The organism is Funiculus sociatus GB2-C1 (assembly GCF_039962115.1).
Lineage (GTDB): Bacteria > Cyanobacteriota > Cyanobacteriia > Cyanobacteriales > FACHB-T130 > Funiculus > Funiculus sociatus.
The window spans coordinates 1-14,551 of sequence record NZ_JAMPKJ010000033.1 but is presented as its reverse complement, the minus strand read 5'-3'; the positions used below and the strand labels follow the sequence as shown (position 1 = coordinate 14,551).

General features: G+C 47.2%; 16 protein-coding genes and 1 tRNA gene. 11 read left to right on the top strand and 6 right to left on the bottom strand.

Annotation, left to right across the window (positions count from 1 at the left end):
* Positions 1-45 precede the first annotated feature (45 nt).
* The 6 genes from rplV to rplC all read right to left on the bottom strand — a co-directional run bounded on the left by rplV (position 46) and on the right by rplC (position 3,419).
* Positions 46-408 carry a 50S ribosomal protein L22 gene (rplV, locus tag NDI42_RS16180; RefSeq protein ID WP_190424371.1) on the bottom strand — a complete coding sequence of 121 codons (363 nt, stop codon included), beginning with the start codon at positions 406-408 and terminating at the stop codon, positions 46-48.
* 51 nt (positions 409-459) lie between these two features.
* On the bottom strand, positions 460-735 hold the full coding sequence (gene rpsS, locus NDI42_RS16175; RefSeq protein ID WP_190444217.1) for a 30S ribosomal protein S19: 276 nt from the start codon (positions 733-735) through the stop codon (positions 460-462).
* A gap of 97 nt (positions 736-832) precedes the next feature.
* Positions 833-1,696, bottom strand: a complete 864-nt coding sequence (gene rplB, locus NDI42_RS16170) for a 50S ribosomal protein L2 (protein ID WP_190424367.1) — start codon at positions 1,694-1,696, stop codon at positions 833-835.
* A gap of 69 nt (positions 1,697-1,765) precedes the next feature.
* On the bottom strand, positions 1,766-2,068 hold the full coding sequence (locus NDI42_RS16165; RefSeq protein WP_190459363.1) for a 50S ribosomal protein L23: 303 nt from the start codon (positions 2,066-2,068) through the stop codon (positions 1,766-1,768).
* Entirely contained in the window at positions 2,061-2,693 is a 633-nt protein-coding gene (gene rplD / locus NDI42_RS16160) for a 50S ribosomal protein L4 (RefSeq protein ID WP_190424362.1), read from the bottom strand. The genes NDI42_RS16165 and rplD overlap by 8 nt, the downstream gene beginning before the upstream one ends.
* 87 nt (positions 2,694-2,780) lie before the next feature.
* A complete protein-coding gene (rplC, locus tag NDI42_RS16155) occupies positions 2,781-3,419 on the bottom strand; it encodes a 50S ribosomal protein L3 (protein WP_190424360.1) in 639 nt (212 codons plus the stop codon).
* Between the two features lie 614 nt (positions 3,420-4,033).
* Here rplC and ndhN point away from each other — a divergent pair.
* The 11 genes from ndhN (at position 4,034) to NDI42_RS16100 (ending at position 14,326) form a co-directional block, all read left to right on the top strand.
* Entirely contained in the window at positions 4,034-4,489 is a 456-nt protein-coding gene (ndhN, locus tag NDI42_RS16150) for an NAD(P)H-quinone oxidoreductase subunit N (RefSeq protein ID WP_190424358.1), read from the top strand.
* Positions 4,490-4,709: 220 nt separating this feature from the next.
* Positions 4,710-5,315 carry a vWA domain-containing protein gene (locus NDI42_RS16145; protein WP_190444212.1) on the top strand — a complete coding sequence of 202 codons (606 nt, stop codon included), beginning with the start codon at positions 4,710-4,712 and terminating at the stop codon, positions 5,313-5,315.
* A 102-nt stretch (positions 5,316-5,417) separates the two neighbouring features.
* Positions 5,418-5,885 carry a salt stress protein, Slr1339 family gene (locus tag NDI42_RS16140; protein ID WP_190459361.1) on the top strand — a complete coding sequence of 156 codons (468 nt, stop codon included), beginning with the start codon at positions 5,418-5,420 and terminating at the stop codon, positions 5,883-5,885.
* Between the two features lie 131 nt (positions 5,886-6,016).
* Positions 6,017-6,622 (top strand): VWA domain-containing protein, encoded by a 606-nt coding sequence (locus NDI42_RS16135; protein WP_190459417.1) that lies wholly within the window; start codon positions 6,017-6,019, stop codon positions 6,620-6,622.
* A 96-nt stretch (positions 6,623-6,718) separates the two neighbouring features.
* A complete protein-coding gene (locus tag NDI42_RS16130) occupies positions 6,719-7,327 on the top strand; it encodes a vWA domain-containing protein (RefSeq protein WP_190459359.1) in 609 nt (202 codons plus the stop codon).
* 19 nt (positions 7,328-7,346) lie between these two features.
* The gene (locus NDI42_RS16125; RefSeq protein WP_190459357.1) at positions 7,347-7,964 is read left to right on the top strand and encodes a vWA domain-containing protein; all 618 of its coding nucleotides are present in this window, start codon (positions 7,347-7,349) and stop codon (positions 7,962-7,964) included.
* Positions 7,965-8,074: 110 nt separating this feature from the next.
* Positions 8,075-9,310: a circadian clock protein LdpA gene (ldpA, locus tag NDI42_RS16120; RefSeq protein ID WP_190459354.1), complete on the top strand. Its 1,236-nt coding sequence runs from the start codon at positions 8,075-8,077 to the stop codon at positions 9,308-9,310.
* Between the two features lie 83 nt (positions 9,311-9,393).
* Positions 9,394-11,247, top strand: a complete 1,854-nt coding sequence (locus tag NDI42_RS16115; protein WP_190459352.1) for a R3H domain-containing nucleic acid-binding protein — start codon at positions 9,394-9,396, stop codon at positions 11,245-11,247.
* A gap of 282 nt (positions 11,248-11,529) precedes the next feature.
* Positions 11,530-11,601, top strand: a tRNA-Gln gene (locus tag NDI42_RS16110).
* A gap of 104 nt (positions 11,602-11,705) precedes the next feature.
* A complete protein-coding gene (locus NDI42_RS16105) occupies positions 11,706-12,482 on the top strand; it encodes an HAD family hydrolase (RefSeq protein ID WP_190459350.1) in 777 nt (258 codons plus the stop codon).
* 206 nt (positions 12,483-12,688) lie between these two features.
* Positions 12,689-14,326: a calcium-binding protein gene (locus NDI42_RS16100; RefSeq protein ID WP_190459349.1), complete on the top strand. Its 1,638-nt coding sequence runs from the start codon at positions 12,689-12,691 to the stop codon at positions 14,324-14,326.
* The last annotated feature ends 225 nt before the right edge of the window (positions 14,327-14,551 follow it).

Genomic DNA, 14,551 nt, shown 5'->3' with positions numbered 1-14,551 from the left:
AATGATTTAGTAAAACTGTTACTCATTCCTCATAACTCAGTTCTGTTATTTTTCTTCTGTGTCTGGTGCAACGGCTACTGTGATGTGACACGTTGGCTTGCGAATCTGATAGGCGCGTCCTTGAGCGCGGGGCCGGAAGCGCTTCAAGGTTGGCCCTTGGTCAGCATATGCCTTAGAGATCACTAATTTCGCTGGGTCTAACCCGGCGTTATGCTCGGCATTGGCTGCTGCTGAGCGCAGTACATCGCGGACTGGATCGCAAGCCCGATAGGGCATAAATTCCAGTACAATCAGCGCTTCACGATATGACCGCCCCCGAATTTGGTCGAGAACTCGCCGCACTTTGTGGGGGGACATCCGGATGTAGCGGGCGATCGCTTTGACTTCTTCTGTAGTATCAACTGCCATAGATTTCTCCGTTTTAATAATTCTGAATCTTGTCTAATTCAAAATTCAAAATTATCTCTTTGCCTTGGAATCTTTCGAGTGTCCCCGGAAAGTACGAGTAGGAGCAAATTCGCCTAACTTATGTCCTACCATTTGCTCGCTGACGTAAACTGGAACGTGCTGACGACCATTATGAACCGCGATGGTGTGACCCAGCATTTGCGGCAAAATTGTTGAGGCGCGAGACCAAGTTTTGATCACCTGCTTTTCGCCTCTGGCGTTCAAAGTTTCAACTTTTTTCAACAGATGATCCGCAACAAAAGGACCTTTTTTAAGAGAACGACCCATACTTTACATAACCCCAAATTATTTTTGATTTCTGATTTCTGATTTTGGATTTTGGATTTATTGGCAATCTAAATTCCAAAATCTAAAATCTAAAATTCTAAGATTCCCGACCGCCACGACCCCGCTTAGAAGCTTTACGACGACGACGAACAATCAATTTACTGCTTTGCTTCTTAGGCTTACGAGTCTTATAGCCCAAGGTTGGTTTACCCCAAGGGGTCACAGGTCCGCTTCTACCAATCGGTGCGCGTCCCTCACCACCACCGTGTGGGTGGTCAACTGGGTTCATGACGCTTCCTCTCACCTTCGGACGGCGGCCCTTCCAGCGGTTGCGACCTGCTTTACCTGCACTCAGGTTTCTATGCTCAACGTTGCCAACCTGTCCAATCGTGGCGTAGCACTCGCGGCGCACCATCCGGACTTCTCCGGAGGGCAACTTGATGGATACATAACCACCTTCTTTTGCTACTACCTGAGCAGTGGCACCAGCAGCACGAACAATTTGACCACCTTTACCTGCTGTCAGTTCTACATTGTGAACGCTAGTTCCCAATGGAATATTGCTTAACGGCAAAGCGTTGCCAATCTCGATGGGGGAGTTGGAACCTGCGGTGATAAATGTGCCTACCTCTAACCCTACTGGGTGGAGAATATAGCGCTTTTCTCCATCCTGGTAATAAAGCAGGGCAATGCGAGCATTACGATTAGGATCGTACTCAATCGCTGCTACTTTTGCGGGAATATCTCGCTTATCGCGGCGAAAATCTATCACCCGATAGAGGCGTTTGTGGCCGCCACCCCGACGGCGACTGGTAATTACCCCGCGATTGTTGCGACCTTTGTCGCGATGGTTAAAGTGGGTTAGTGATTTTTCCGGCTCACTCTTGGTAATTTCGGCAAAATCCGAAATTGTAGTCTCGCGAGTGCTGGGGGTGTAGGGCCGATAGGAACGGGTACCCATAATTTAAACTCTTAGTTGAACTGCTAAATGTTGAGTGTTATTTTGGATTTTTTATTTAAAATCCAAAATTTAAACTTCTGGGAACAGGGTAATTGAGTCACCGCTTACTAAGGTTACGATCGCTCGTTTGTATTGAGGCTTAAACCCGGCAAATTTGCCGACGCGACGCTTACGGCGTGGTAGGCGAAGGGTGTTGACGCTCAAAACCTTTACTTTAAACAGGTCTTCAATTGCTGCTTTAATTTCGGGTTTGGTCGCTTTGGGAATTACTTCAAAGACGTACTTGTTCTGCTCCATGTGCAGAGTGGCCTTTTCGGTGACTATGGGGCGATAAACCATATCCGCCAGGTCGCGGCGATTAAATTCACTCACTGTAAACCTCCTGAATTTTGGCGAGGGCAGATGGCGTTGTTACAATTTTGTCAGCGTTAAGCAGGTCAAAAATATTCAATTGGTTAGCAAAAATTAGCTTCAAATTGACGATATTTCGGGCTGACAAATAAACGTTTTCTTGGCGCTCTGGCAAAATGAGGAGGATTTTTGATTGTGGATCGACTCCCCAACGAGCGATCGCTTCAACCAATTCCTTTGTTTTTGGTTTGGGCAACTTGTCGCCAAATTCCTCAACTACAACCATGTCCTCGGCGCGGTCAGCGATCGCTGTTCTCAACGCCAAACGCCGCTCCTTGCGGTTCATCTTTAGGTCATAGTCTCTTGGCTTGGGTCCGAAGATCACACCACCACCACGCCACAAGGGTGAACGAATCGAACCCGCACGAGCGCGGCCTGTCCCCTTTTGTCTCCAGGGTTTACGTCCGCCTCCCCTAACTTCAGCGCGGGTTTTGGCGCTAGCGGTGCCTTGACGAGCATTTGCCTGCTGCCGGACTAATGCCCGATGCACAATATGTGCGGCGTTCTCTTCTTTGGCAACCTTTAATTCTAGTGTCGCCTGCCCGACTTCTTCCCCATCCCAATTGTGTACTACACAGTTAACCATATGCTTAGTCCGAGAGTCCTTTGTCAGTTGTCCGAGAGTCTTTTGTCAGTTGTCTTTGAAGGATGACTAATGACTAATGACTAATGACTACTTTCGACCTACCTTTTTGGCAGGCAAAATATTGACGAGCGCACCTGGTTTACCGGGAACCGCTCCCTTGATCAGCAGCAAGTTTCGTTCCGCGTCTACCCGCACTACTGTCAGTTTGCGAATTGTGACGCGATCGCCACCTAAACGACCTGCCATCCGTTTCCCTGGATACACACGCCCTGGTGTGGTTCCAGCACCCGTCGAACCGGGCTGACGGTGGTTTTTGGAACCGTGAGACATGGGTCCCCGCTTGAAATTGTGACGCTTCTGATATCCGGCAAAGCCCTTACCGATGCTTGTACCGATTACATCCACAATTTGACCCGCAGTAAATAAATCTGGCTTTAACTGCTGACCCAGCTCAAACTCACCTACGTTATCTAGGCGATACTCCCGCAGTTTCCTTAAAGGAGCAGCGCTCGATTTTGCCAAGTGTCCCAACAGGGGTTTGTTCAACGCCTTTGGTTTCACTTCTTGATAACCAAGCTGGACGGCAGCGTAGCCATCTGTGTCCTTGGTTTTAATTTGCGTTACAGTACATGGCCCAGCCTGGATGACTGTTACAGGAATTGCTTTTCCTGTTTCGTCAAATACTTGGGTCATGCCGAGTTTGGTTCCGAGGATACCAATAGGCACGGCTTTTTGGTTGCTCCCTTTTACACACTACAAAGAGGCGGTGTTGCGATCACTCGCCACACCGACAAGCTCTTACAAACGTTTTCATTCGTTGCGATCAGACCAGCCAGAGATAGCACTGCCTCGCATTGAATCGAAGCAAGCTTTTAAGAAAGCTTTTTAAGCTTTCCCCTCAGATGGTGTGAACCTATTCGACCGTCGGATATGCGACAGAAGGGCATTGCCTATATTCGCGGGGACTTAAGCAGCTTTATCTACTCAGTATCCCGAGAAGGCGAATGTGGTTTTTCCGGTGCTTTGAAGATTTCCGTCAAGAAGCCTTCTTTTATACCATCGCATGAAGCGAAATCGCTGGGAACAATGAACTTTCTATTCTTATGACTGCACAGCCTTTTAGCTGAAAGCCTAATGTCCCTTTACCCGATCTCGACCTCAGCGGCAATAACCGCCTGAATTTTGACCACAATTGTTTACTATAAACCCTTTCTTAAGAATTGTCTACCAACCGCTAATTTTTTTTTGTCTTGTCCCAGTTGATAGGCTCCTCACCACCCAACTATAATAAATCCGCAGCACTCATTAACAAAACTTAAAGCAGGGTAGAAGATAAATATATGGCACTTATCACCATCGGCAATCAATTTGTCAAAGGACTGGAAAAGGAGGGGGCTTTGGGGATGTACGTACCCTTAGAAGGAGGCTTTGAGGGACGTTACCAGCGGCGGTTGCGTGCAGCTGGCTATACCACGTTACGCATTACTGCAAAAGGACTAGGCGACTTAGCTGCCTATTTAACAGGCGTTCACGGTGTGCGTCCCGCGCATTTGGGTAAAAAAGACATTCGTACTTATTTCATACCGCCTGTGGTGAATTACCAATTGGAACACCTACCCCCCAAGTCGAAGGGTTTAGTGTTGTGGATTATCGAAGGAAATATCCTCTCGCGTGAGGAAGTGGAATATTTAACCGCTTTGCCAAGCATGGAACCGCGAGTAAAAATTGCGGTGGAGATGGGGGGCGATCGCGCATTCCGTTGGACACCGCTGAAGAATGCGATCGCTGCTGCTTAAGCAACCGATTTTTTCTAGCGATCGCCCACAGTCCCGCGACAACTGCTCATTTCCTACAATCGTCAAGCATTTTTACTTAGCCCCGCAGCAACAACTCGGTTGTGGGGCTAACTTATCCCTATCAAAAATCACCTGAATCGCCCAAATTATAACTACTACAACCCATTAAACCATTTAGTTTTGATACCTTTAAAGAAGCAAACTAATAAGGCAAACTTTTATGGTGGAAAACCGCGACTATACCTTAATCATTGACAAAAGCGGCAGTATGTCACTAATAGACCAGCCAGGAAGTAAAAGTCGCTGGGTGGTCATGCAGGAATCTACCCTAGCCTTAGCGAGTAAATGTGAAGAATTCGATCCGGATGGCATTACCATTTATCTATTTGCTAGTAGATTCAAACGCTACGACAATGTAACCGCCAGTAAAGTAATGCAAATTTTTCGGGAAAATGAACCATCTGGTCGTACCGATTTGGCGGGAGTTCTCCAAGATGCAACCAATAGCTACTTTCAGCGCAAAGCAACCGGACAAACTAAGCCAAATGGTGAAACTATTTTAGTAGTTACGGATGGGGAACCGGATGACCGAAAAGCGGTGATGAAAGTAATTATTGAAGCTTCTCGCCGCATGGATAGAGATGAAGAACTGGCAATTTCGTTTATTCAAGTTGGCGCAGACGCACAAGCCAGTAAATTCCTTAAAGTGCTGGATGATGAACTGCAAAGTGCTGGTGCCAAGTTTGATATTTGTGACACAGTAACCATTGATGACATGGAGGACATGACCCTGACTGAAGTGTTAATAAATGCCATTATTGACTAACACATAGTTTAATTTTGGATTTGGAATTTGGATTTTAGATAAGTGAGCGTGTATCTAAAATCTAAAGTCTCAAATCTAAAATTTATTGGAGGTATCGAAATTATGGAATCGATAGATGACATACTCGCGTCAGTTAAGGCTGAGTATGAAGAAAAAGACAACCCCAAACTGCTTCACAAATCGCAACAACTGAAAGAAAAGCTAGTGAACCCGCACGCGATCGCGCCGTCTGTAGAGGTTGTCGAGAATTTCCCCCTGCAACCTGGGAAAAATAACTTGTCTTACTCCCATGAAGATAGCGTACTAGCTCAAGTTAAGGCTGAATTTGAGGAACAAGAAAAAGCCCAAAACCTGAAAGAACAGCAACAACTAGCAGAGAAAAAAATTAAGCAGGAACAAATTAAGCAGCAGCAAAGAGAGGCACTAGCAAGCCAAGCGAAGGAGTGGCTGAAAAATTTAAACCCACTCTCAGAAGAAGGTCTTTGGTTTGAAGAATTTGCGTATGCTTACCCAGCCAAACTAGATGCAGCGATTGATTATCTTCAAGCTTTGCGGGAAACGCAACCGTAAAGAGTCTAGAAGTAACTAAAACTTTTTATTTTTTTAATCTCAATCTACTTAATAGTCTCAGCCAGTGGGCTAGGCTAGATCAGTAGACCCTGACGATCGCAGGAGATTATCTCTTTGTGGAAGGAGTATCTGTGGCACAAGACCGAGACTATACATTAATCATCGACAAAAGCGGCAGTATGTCTACCCCAGAACCACCGAGTGGGAGAAGTCGCTGGGAGACGGCGCAGGAATCTACCCTGGCGTTGGCGAGAAAATGCGAACAGTTTGATCCGGATGGAATTACCCTTTACCTGTTTTCAGGTAGGTTTAAGCGTTTCGATGATGTAACCTCTAGCAAGGTTGCACAGATATTCCAAGAAAACGATCCATCCGGCACCACCAATCTTGCTGATGTGTTAAAGCACGCTGCTGACAACTATTTTCAGCGGAAGGCTGCTGGTGAGACGAAGGCGAATGGCGAGACAATTTTGGTAATCACAGATGGGGAACCGGATGACCGGAAAGCGGTAATGCGGGTGATTATTGAAGCTACTCGCCACATGGAAAGAGATGAAGAATTAGCTATTTCTTTCATTCAGATTGGAGCCGATCAAACGGCTACTCGGTTTCTCAAGGCTTTGGATGATGAACTGCAAAGTGCGGGAGCAAAGTTTGATATTTGTGACACCGTAACTTTGGATGATATGGAGGGCATGACTTTAACTGAAGTCCTGCTTAATGCCATAAATGATTAACTCGATTTTGGAGTTTGGATGGTAATTTAGTTTGATTTTGTAGTTAAGGTGGGCAATGCCCACCCTACTAATTTTTTGTGGGAAAGGAGGGTATGTATGAGTGCAGAAAATCGGGATTATACGTTAATTATTGACAAAAGCGGCAGTATGTCTACGCCAGATCAAGCGGGAGGCAGAAGTCGCTGGGAAATGGCGCAGGAGTCTACTTTGGCGTTGGCGAGAAAATGCGAACAGTTTGATCCAGATGGGATTACTGTTTACTTGTTTTCTAGCCGATTTAAACGTTACGACAATGTGACTTCTAGTAAAGTCGCACAAATTTTTCAAGAAAATGACCCAGCTGGCACTACTGACTTGGCAAGTGTGCTGAAGGATGCGGCTAACCGCTATTTTGAGAGCAAGGCTGCTGGTGAGGCGAAGGCTGGTGGCGAAACGATTTTGGTAGTGACAGATGGGGAACCGGATGACCGGAAAGGGGTAATGCGGGCGATTATTGAGGCATCGCGCCAGATGGAGAGGGATGAAGAACTAGCAATTTCTATGATTCAAGTGGGTTCGGATGCAACGGCTACGCGGTTTCTCAAAGCGTTGGATGATGAATTGCAAGGTGCGGGGGCGAAGTTTGATATCTGCGATGCGATAACTATTGATGATATGGCGGACATGACTCTGGCGGAAGTGCTGCTAAACGCGATCGCTGACTAAGTGAGTAGGAACTAATTTTATGACACTTGGTGTCTTGAAAAATCGCGACTACACCTTAATGCTTGACAAAAGCGGTAGTATGTCATCTCGCGATCAACCCGGAGGTAAAAGTCGCTGGGAAATGGCGCAGGAGTCTACTTTAGGGTTGGCAAGTAAATGCGAACAGTTTGACCCAGATGGGATTACTGTTTATCTATTTTCAGACCGATTTCAACGGTACGACAACGTAACTTCAACTAAAGTCGCCGAAATCTTCCGAGAAAATAGTCCTAGTGGTGGAACTAACTTGGTCGCTGCCTTGCAGCACGCAATCAACAACTACTTTCAGCGTAAAGCTGCGGGTCAGGGAAAACCAGAAGGCGAAACCATTTTAGTGGTGTCCGACGGCGAACCGAATAATCGGATGGCGGTAGTGGAAGTGATAATTAACGCCACTCAGAAAATACAGCGGGATGAGGAACTAGCGATTTCCTTCATTCAGGTGGGTTCAGACAGAGGCGCAACGCGATTTTACAAAGGTTTGGATGAACAATTACAAGGCATCGGGGCAAAGTTTGACATCTGCGATACCTTAACTCTGGATGAGATGGACAACATGACGCTAACTGAAGTGTTGCTAAAGGCAATTACCGGCTAAAGGCAAGCGCCATTTTTTTACGTTTTACATCGCAGGGGGGTAGTACAACCGCCCCTATTTTTTACTATTTACACCTCCCCATTTATTCAGGAAGGCTTTAGCATATAAGGGTGACTGATTATTTCTATCCCTTACGCTCCCTAAGAGAGGGTCGCTGGTTTAAGCTCATTTGCGGAGCTAGTTTCCAAGACCTCCCTGCCGTCCGGAATCTGACATTGGCTTATACTTTAGCTGGGGCTGACTGTATCGACGTTGCCGCTGACCCGGCGGTAATTGCTGCGGCACAAGAAGGTTTGAAGGCGGCTGCTGACCTAGCTAGTGCAGCGCGTGTGCGAGGCTACTGTGCAGAGAACTTACCGTGGCTGATGGTCAGTTTGAATGATGGGGAAGATCCTCACTTTCGGAAGGCGGAATTTAACTCAACTGAGTGTCCGACCGAATGCCCGCGACCTTGTGAAAGTATTTGTCCAGCAGATGCGATCGCTTTGTCTGGAGTTATAGACCAACGTTGTTATGGCTGCGGGCGGTGTATTCCCGTATGCCCAAGTAAAATAATTTATACTCGTTCTTATGTCACAGCACCGGAAGCGATCGCTTCGTCAGTCTTGCCAAGTGGCGTTGATGCCTTAGAAATTCATACGCAAATCGGTAGAGTAGATGATTTTAAACGTTTATGGAGCGCGATCGCGCCTTGGTTGAATAAACTCAAGCTCATAGCAATTAGTTGCCCAGACGGGGACGGTATAATTGATTACCTCTGGACTCTTTACGACCTGATAGCACCCCTGCCAATTCCTCTCATCTGGCAAACCGACGGGCGACCGATGAGTGGCGATATCGGTGATGGCACAACTAGAGCTGCTGTGAAGTTAGGGCAAAAAGTTCTATCTGCGGGATTACGAGGATATGTGCAGTTAGCAGGAGGCACGAACAGCTACACTGTTGCAAAACTCAGGACAATGGGACTGCTCAACAACCGTCAGGAGCCAAAAGAAATTGTGGATTTACCTGAAAGCTTGGTAGAGGCAAGTTTATCAGACATAGCCGTGGAAAGCCAATTATCGCCGAAAAACAAGGCACCACAAACTCGAAAATCTCTCCATCATTCCTCAGTCCTGAATCCTGAACCCTCCTATATTGCAGGCATTGCATACGGTAGCTACGCCCGCGTTTTGTTGTCACCCGTTCTAGACGAATTGGAAAAAATGAATATGAAAGACGTATCGGGGAAGGCATCGGCATCAAGTCAGACATTTATGCCGAGACGACTGGAAGAAAATCCAGATTTACTTTGGCACGCAGTTAGTCTCGCTGAATCGCTGGTTTCTCAAGTTAAGAGTCATTAGTCATTAGTTTGTTGCTAAGGACTAAGGGCTAACAACTGTTATCTCTATCGCCAGTTGTGGATAAAAAAGTCACTTTAGGAAGAATGCAGATTACAGACGATCTCCAGAAATTATTGGACGTATTACCAAGTGAGATTCGGCAACCTTTAGAACAGCATCCTGACAAGGATAGGTTAGTTGAGGTTGTCATGGATTTGGGGCGATTACCGGAAGCTCGGTTTGCTACGCAGGCAGAGTACCTTTCCCAAATCCCAGTTTCCAGGGAACAGCTAAATTATTGTATAGAACGGGTAGGACATTTCGGCGGTGATAACCGGGCAGGACTAGAACGTACCCTGCATCGAATTAGCGCCATCCGCAACCGTAGTGGCGAAATAATTGGTCTTACCTTGAGGGTGGGTCGAGCCGTCTTTGGCACCATTGGCATGATTCGCGACTTAGTAGAAACAGGTCAGTCAATTCTGATGCTCGGTCGTCCAGGTGTTGGCAAAACGACCGCACTGCGGGAAATTGCCAGAGTTTTAGCCGATGAGTTACAAAAACGAGTTGTAATCATCGACACCTCTAACGAAATCGCGGGCGATGGTGACGTTCCCCATCCAGCGATTGGTCGCGCCCGTCGGATGCAAGTCGCCCGTCCAGAACTCCAGCACCAAGTGATGATTGAGGCAGTGGAAAACCATATGCCAGAAGTGATCGTCATTGATGAAATTGGTACGGAACTCGAAGCAATGGCTGCTCGTACTATCGCTGAGCGGGGTGTTCAGTTGGTGGGTACGGCACACGGAAACCGGATTGAGAACCTGATCAAAAACCCCACCCTATCCGATTTAGTTGGGGGCATTCAGGCGGTAACCCTGGGAGATGAAGAAGCTAGGCGGCGGGGCAGCCAGAAGACTGTTCTGGAGCGCAAAGCCCCGCCGACCTTTGAAATTGCCGTGGAGATGCTGGAAAGGCAGCGTTGGGTAGTACACGAGCAGGTAGCGGATATGGTTGATAACTTGTTGCGGGGGCGACAGCCAAATCCGCAAGTTAGAACAATCACTGACGCTGGGGAAGTGACAATTACCCGTGAGTTACCCCAAGCACCGACACCAATGCGATCGCCTAGTACCGGAGGCGGATATGCTGCTTCCTTGGATACTCCGGGACGACCGGCTGGCTGGCGCACTTCTGGGCAGATGATGCCATTACCCAGTCAACCTAGATCGCTGCGGGGTCAGGATTTGCGGGTAACGAGTACGGCACTAAACTCGCCGCGTACTCTACCTTTTGGAAGCTCATCTGGGATACGGGACGTTACCAACGCAGCGGATCTTTCAGAACTAGCGCCAAGATCGCTGAGCAATGACTTTGAGCAGATGCTAGATCAATCTTGGCATCAGTCAGAATTGCTCTCAGATGGTTCCTTTGCCGGGCCGAATGGGGAAGATTTGCCGTTGCAGGTTTATCCTTATGGCATCAGCAGCCAACAACTAGACCAAGTGATTCGGGTACTGAATTTGCCTGTGGTGTTGACGAAGGATATGGATAGTGCGGATGCAGTTTTGGCATTGCGATCGCACGTAAAGAACCATTCCAAATTACGGCATATTGCTAAAGCTCGTCATGTTCCCATCCACGCAATTAAGGCAAACACTGTATCTCAGATTACCCGCGCCTTGCGGCGTCTGCTAGATATGGATGACCCCAGCAATCCCGACGTTGCCGAACTCAGTTTATTTACTACTACGGGTAACGAGGACGAGATTGAGGCTCTGGAAGAAGCCAGACTTGCAGTTGAGCAAATTGTCATCCCGAAGGGACAGCCAGTGGAACTTTTACCGCGTTCTGCCAAAGTGCGGAAAATGCAACACGAACTGGTGGAACACTACCGCCTCAAATCTGACAGTTTTGGGGAAGAACCTAACCGGAGGCTGCGAATTTACCCAGCATAGAGAAGGTCATGCAGTTCTCTAAGAAAAAGGCAAAAGAGAAAGACTTTTGCCTTTTTCTTTTGTCGGTTAGTTCGGCGCGACTCAGCGAAATCCTACAAATGGCCGGAGAGCGTCGGCTAACGTTTCCCTCAAGCGCAACGCCCCAAGAGCGCTCAAAACAAACGGCACAACCGTTGCTCTTCAACCTATTCAGCTTTCACGAGGGACATTTTTAGAAAAATTTTGAAAAAGTTGTTGACAATTCCCTGGTAGGAACTGCTAATATATATGAGGTGAAATCAATGGGGTGTCGCCAAGTGGTAAGGCATCTGGTTTTGGTCCAGACATTCCGAGGTTCGAATCCTTGCACCCCAGTTAAAGCTAAAAAAAAAGAGAGAGACGCGACTAATCGCGTCTCTCTCTTTTTTGCGGGGGCAATGTGTGCCAAAATCTTACGGTTGATTTTGGCTAGGCGAACAATGTCTGTGATCGCTCCAACTATTCTGGCTTTAGACTTTGACGGTGTGCTTTGCGACGGGTTGCTTGAGTATTTTCAGACAGCTTGGCGCACCTACTGTCAAATCTGGACACCTGAGAATGCAACGCCTCCAGAGAATTTGGCGGAAAATTTTTACCTGCGGCGACCTGTGATAGAGGTCGGCTGGGAAATGCCAGTGGCGATCCGGGCGCTAATATTGGGCATACCAGAAGAGAAGATGTTGCAGGACTGGTCAACCGTTGCCAGAACAATCCTGGCAGAAGATAATTTAGATGCCGCTAACATCGCCATGAAGCTTGATAATATCCGGGATGAGTGGATTGTTGCGGATTTAGAATCTTGGCTAGCTTTGCATCGCTTCTATCCTGGTGTGGTGGAGAAATTAAATTCGCTTCAAGGCACTCCCGTCCAAATCTACATTGTGACCACCAAAGAAGGGCGCTTTGTTCGCCAACTGTTGCAACAACAAGGCATTGATCTACCAGAGCAGTTTATTCTTGGTAAAGAAAATCGCCGTCCCAAGTACGAAATTCTACGGGAACTAATTAGCGATCGCATGATTAGCCTTTGGTTTGTGGAAGACCGCTTAAAAACTTTGCAAGTCGTACAACAGCAACCAGACCTTAATGATATCGGGCTGTATTTAGCAGACTGGGGTTATAATACGCCGCAACAGCGAGAGGCTGTGCGCCACAACGAACGAATTAAACTATTATCCCTTTCACAGTTTGCACAAGATTTCTCCGCTTGGTCCTAACAGAGAACCGAGAGACGCGATAGATCGCGTCTCTATATCGTATTAGGGACATAAAGAAAAGTATTTTTAATATTTTAGAGAATAAAAACACTGTAGTGGTAGATATATGTATCTAATATCACCCGAATGGGTGAGCTAAGTGGGCGAAGTGCGATCGCTGCTCGAAATACTTAAATATGGATACATTCGATACAAACACACAGAGTATGGCTACCATCAACGGAACTAACGGTAATGACCCCGCCTTAAACGGAACTAATGGCGATGACATCATAAACGGACTAGCAGGTGATGACTTTCTCTTTGGCGGGTTGGGTGATGACATCCTCAATGGCGGAACAGGTAGCGATCGCATGGAGGGTGGCGCGGGTGGCGATACCTACATTGTTGACAACGTAGGCGACGTGATTGATGAAAAAGGCGCTAATGATAGTGATAGCTTCGACACCGTAGAATCGAGCATTACTTGGGTACTAGGTAACAATCTAGAGAAGCTGGTTCTTACTGGTAATAGTGCAATTAATGGTACAGGTAACGATCTAAACAACCTAATATACGGAAATTCTGCCAGCAATTCTCTATTTGGTGGCTTTGGCGATGACCTTCTCGATGGGGGTGCGGGTGCTGATCGAATGGAGGGTGGCGCGGGTAGCGATACCTATATTGTTGACAACATAGGCGACCAGATTATTGAGGAGTTTAGAAATCCTTCTAATCAATATGATACCGATACGGTTGAATCGAGCATTACTTGGACACTGGGTGGGGGCCTGGAAAGGCTAGTTCTTACAGGGAATGCGGCGATAAATGGCACAGGTAATAATTTTGGCAACGGACTTACCGGCAACAATGCCAACAACACGCTAATTGGTGGCGCTGGGGATGACAGACTTGTGGGAGGCGGCGGCAGCGATATCCTTGATGGTGGCGCTGACAACGATATATATTTCATCAGCGATACCAACGACACAATTATCGAAGCTGCCGACGGTGGCACAGACACCGTTGAAAGTTCCGTCAGTCATACGCTGGCTGCCAATATAGAAACACTTAATCTGACAGGTGATGCGGCAATAAATGGCACGGGTAACGCTCTCAATAATGGCATGTACGGCAATGAAGCCAGCAACACTTTGAATGGTGGTGATGGGGATGACTGGTTTGAGGGACAAGGCGGTAACGATATCCTCATCGGTGGAAATGGTAACGATACTTATCTCATCTATAGCGATACCGATGCCAACGATACCGTGATAGAAGCCGTAAATGGTGGTACGGACTTGGTTTTTTCTAGTGCCTCTTGGACGCTAGGTGCCAACGTGGAAAACCTTCGTCTTTATGCCTTGAGTAGTGCCGATTTCATGTATGGCATAGGTAACGAACTGGACAACAGAATAGAGGGGAGTTACAGCCATGACACTCTCAAAGGAAAAGCGGGTAATGACATCCTGACAAGTGGTGATGGAAACGACACCTTGGTTGGCGGTGGTGGCAGCGACGTACTTACAGGCAGCATTGGTGCCGATAAGTTTTACTTCTATGGCAAGTCAAGCGCTGTAGATCGGATTACGGATTTTTCAGTAGCAGACGACACGATTGGCATTGCTACTCGTTCTGGCTCAATGTTTGCCAACGCAGGGTTAACAGTTGGGGCGGCAATCACCGCAGATCAATTCCGCATCGGTGCTAGTGCTGGGGACGCAGGCGATCGCTTCATTTACAACAGCACAACTGGCGGTTTGTTCTTTGACAAAGACGGTATTGGTGGAACTGCACAAGTGCAATTTGCCACCCTTTCTACTGGACTGGCTATGACCAACGCGGATATCGTCCTTTTCGCCTAAGCAACATCACTCAACCTAAGCAACTAGAGGATACAAGAATATGGCTTTAATCAACGGTACGAATGGTAATGACTCCCTCAATGGCACTATTGGCCATGACACTATAAACGGACTAGTGGTCTGTCAACAAGGAATTGACGGATATAACCGCTTCAATTTAATCCGGGCATCTTCGGTCGTAAATCGCCAATCTACAGGAGAAGAATTTTGATTTCGGCGTTGTTC

Excerpts from the sequence above, each read along its gene's own strand:
- NDI42_RS16145 (WP_190444212.1), top strand. The coding sequence starts at position 4,710 with ATGGTGGAAAACCGCGACTATACCTTAATCATTGACAAAAGCGGCAGT.
- NDI42_RS16105 (WP_190459350.1), top strand. The coding sequence starts at position 11,706 with ATGTCTGTGATCGCTCCAACTATTCTGGCTTTAGACTTTGACGGTGTG.
- NDI42_RS16140 (WP_190459361.1), top strand. The coding sequence starts at position 5,418 with ATGGAATCGATAGATGACATACTCGCGTCAGTTAAGGCTGAGTATGAA.
- rplV (WP_190424371.1), bottom strand. The coding sequence starts at position 408 with ATGGCAGTTGATACTACAGAAGAAGTCAAAGCGATCGCCCGCTACATC.
- NDI42_RS16130 (WP_190459359.1), top strand. The coding sequence starts at position 6,719 with ATGAGTGCAGAAAATCGGGATTATACGTTAATTATTGACAAAAGCGGC.
- rplD (WP_190424362.1), bottom strand. The coding sequence starts at position 2,693 with ATGGTTAACTGTGTAGTACACAATTGGGATGGGGAAGAAGTCGGGCAG.
- NDI42_RS16125 (WP_190459357.1), top strand. The coding sequence starts at position 7,347 with ATGACACTTGGTGTCTTGAAAAATCGCGACTACACCTTAATGCTTGAC.
- rplB (WP_190424367.1), bottom strand. The coding sequence starts at position 1,696 with ATGGGTACCCGTTCCTATCGGCCCTACACCCCCAGCACTCGCGAGACT.
- NDI42_RS16100 (WP_190459349.1), top strand. The coding sequence starts at position 12,689 with ATGGCTACCATCAACGGAACTAACGGTAATGACCCCGCCTTAAACGGA.
- ndhN (WP_190424358.1), top strand. The coding sequence starts at position 4,034 with ATGGCACTTATCACCATCGGCAATCAATTTGTCAAAGGACTGGAAAAG.
- NDI42_RS16115 (WP_190459352.1), top strand. The coding sequence starts at position 9,394 with ATGCAGATTACAGACGATCTCCAGAAATTATTGGACGTATTACCAAGT.
- rpsS (WP_190444217.1), bottom strand. The coding sequence starts at position 735 with ATGGGTCGTTCTCTTAAAAAAGGTCCTTTTGTTGCGGATCATCTGTTG.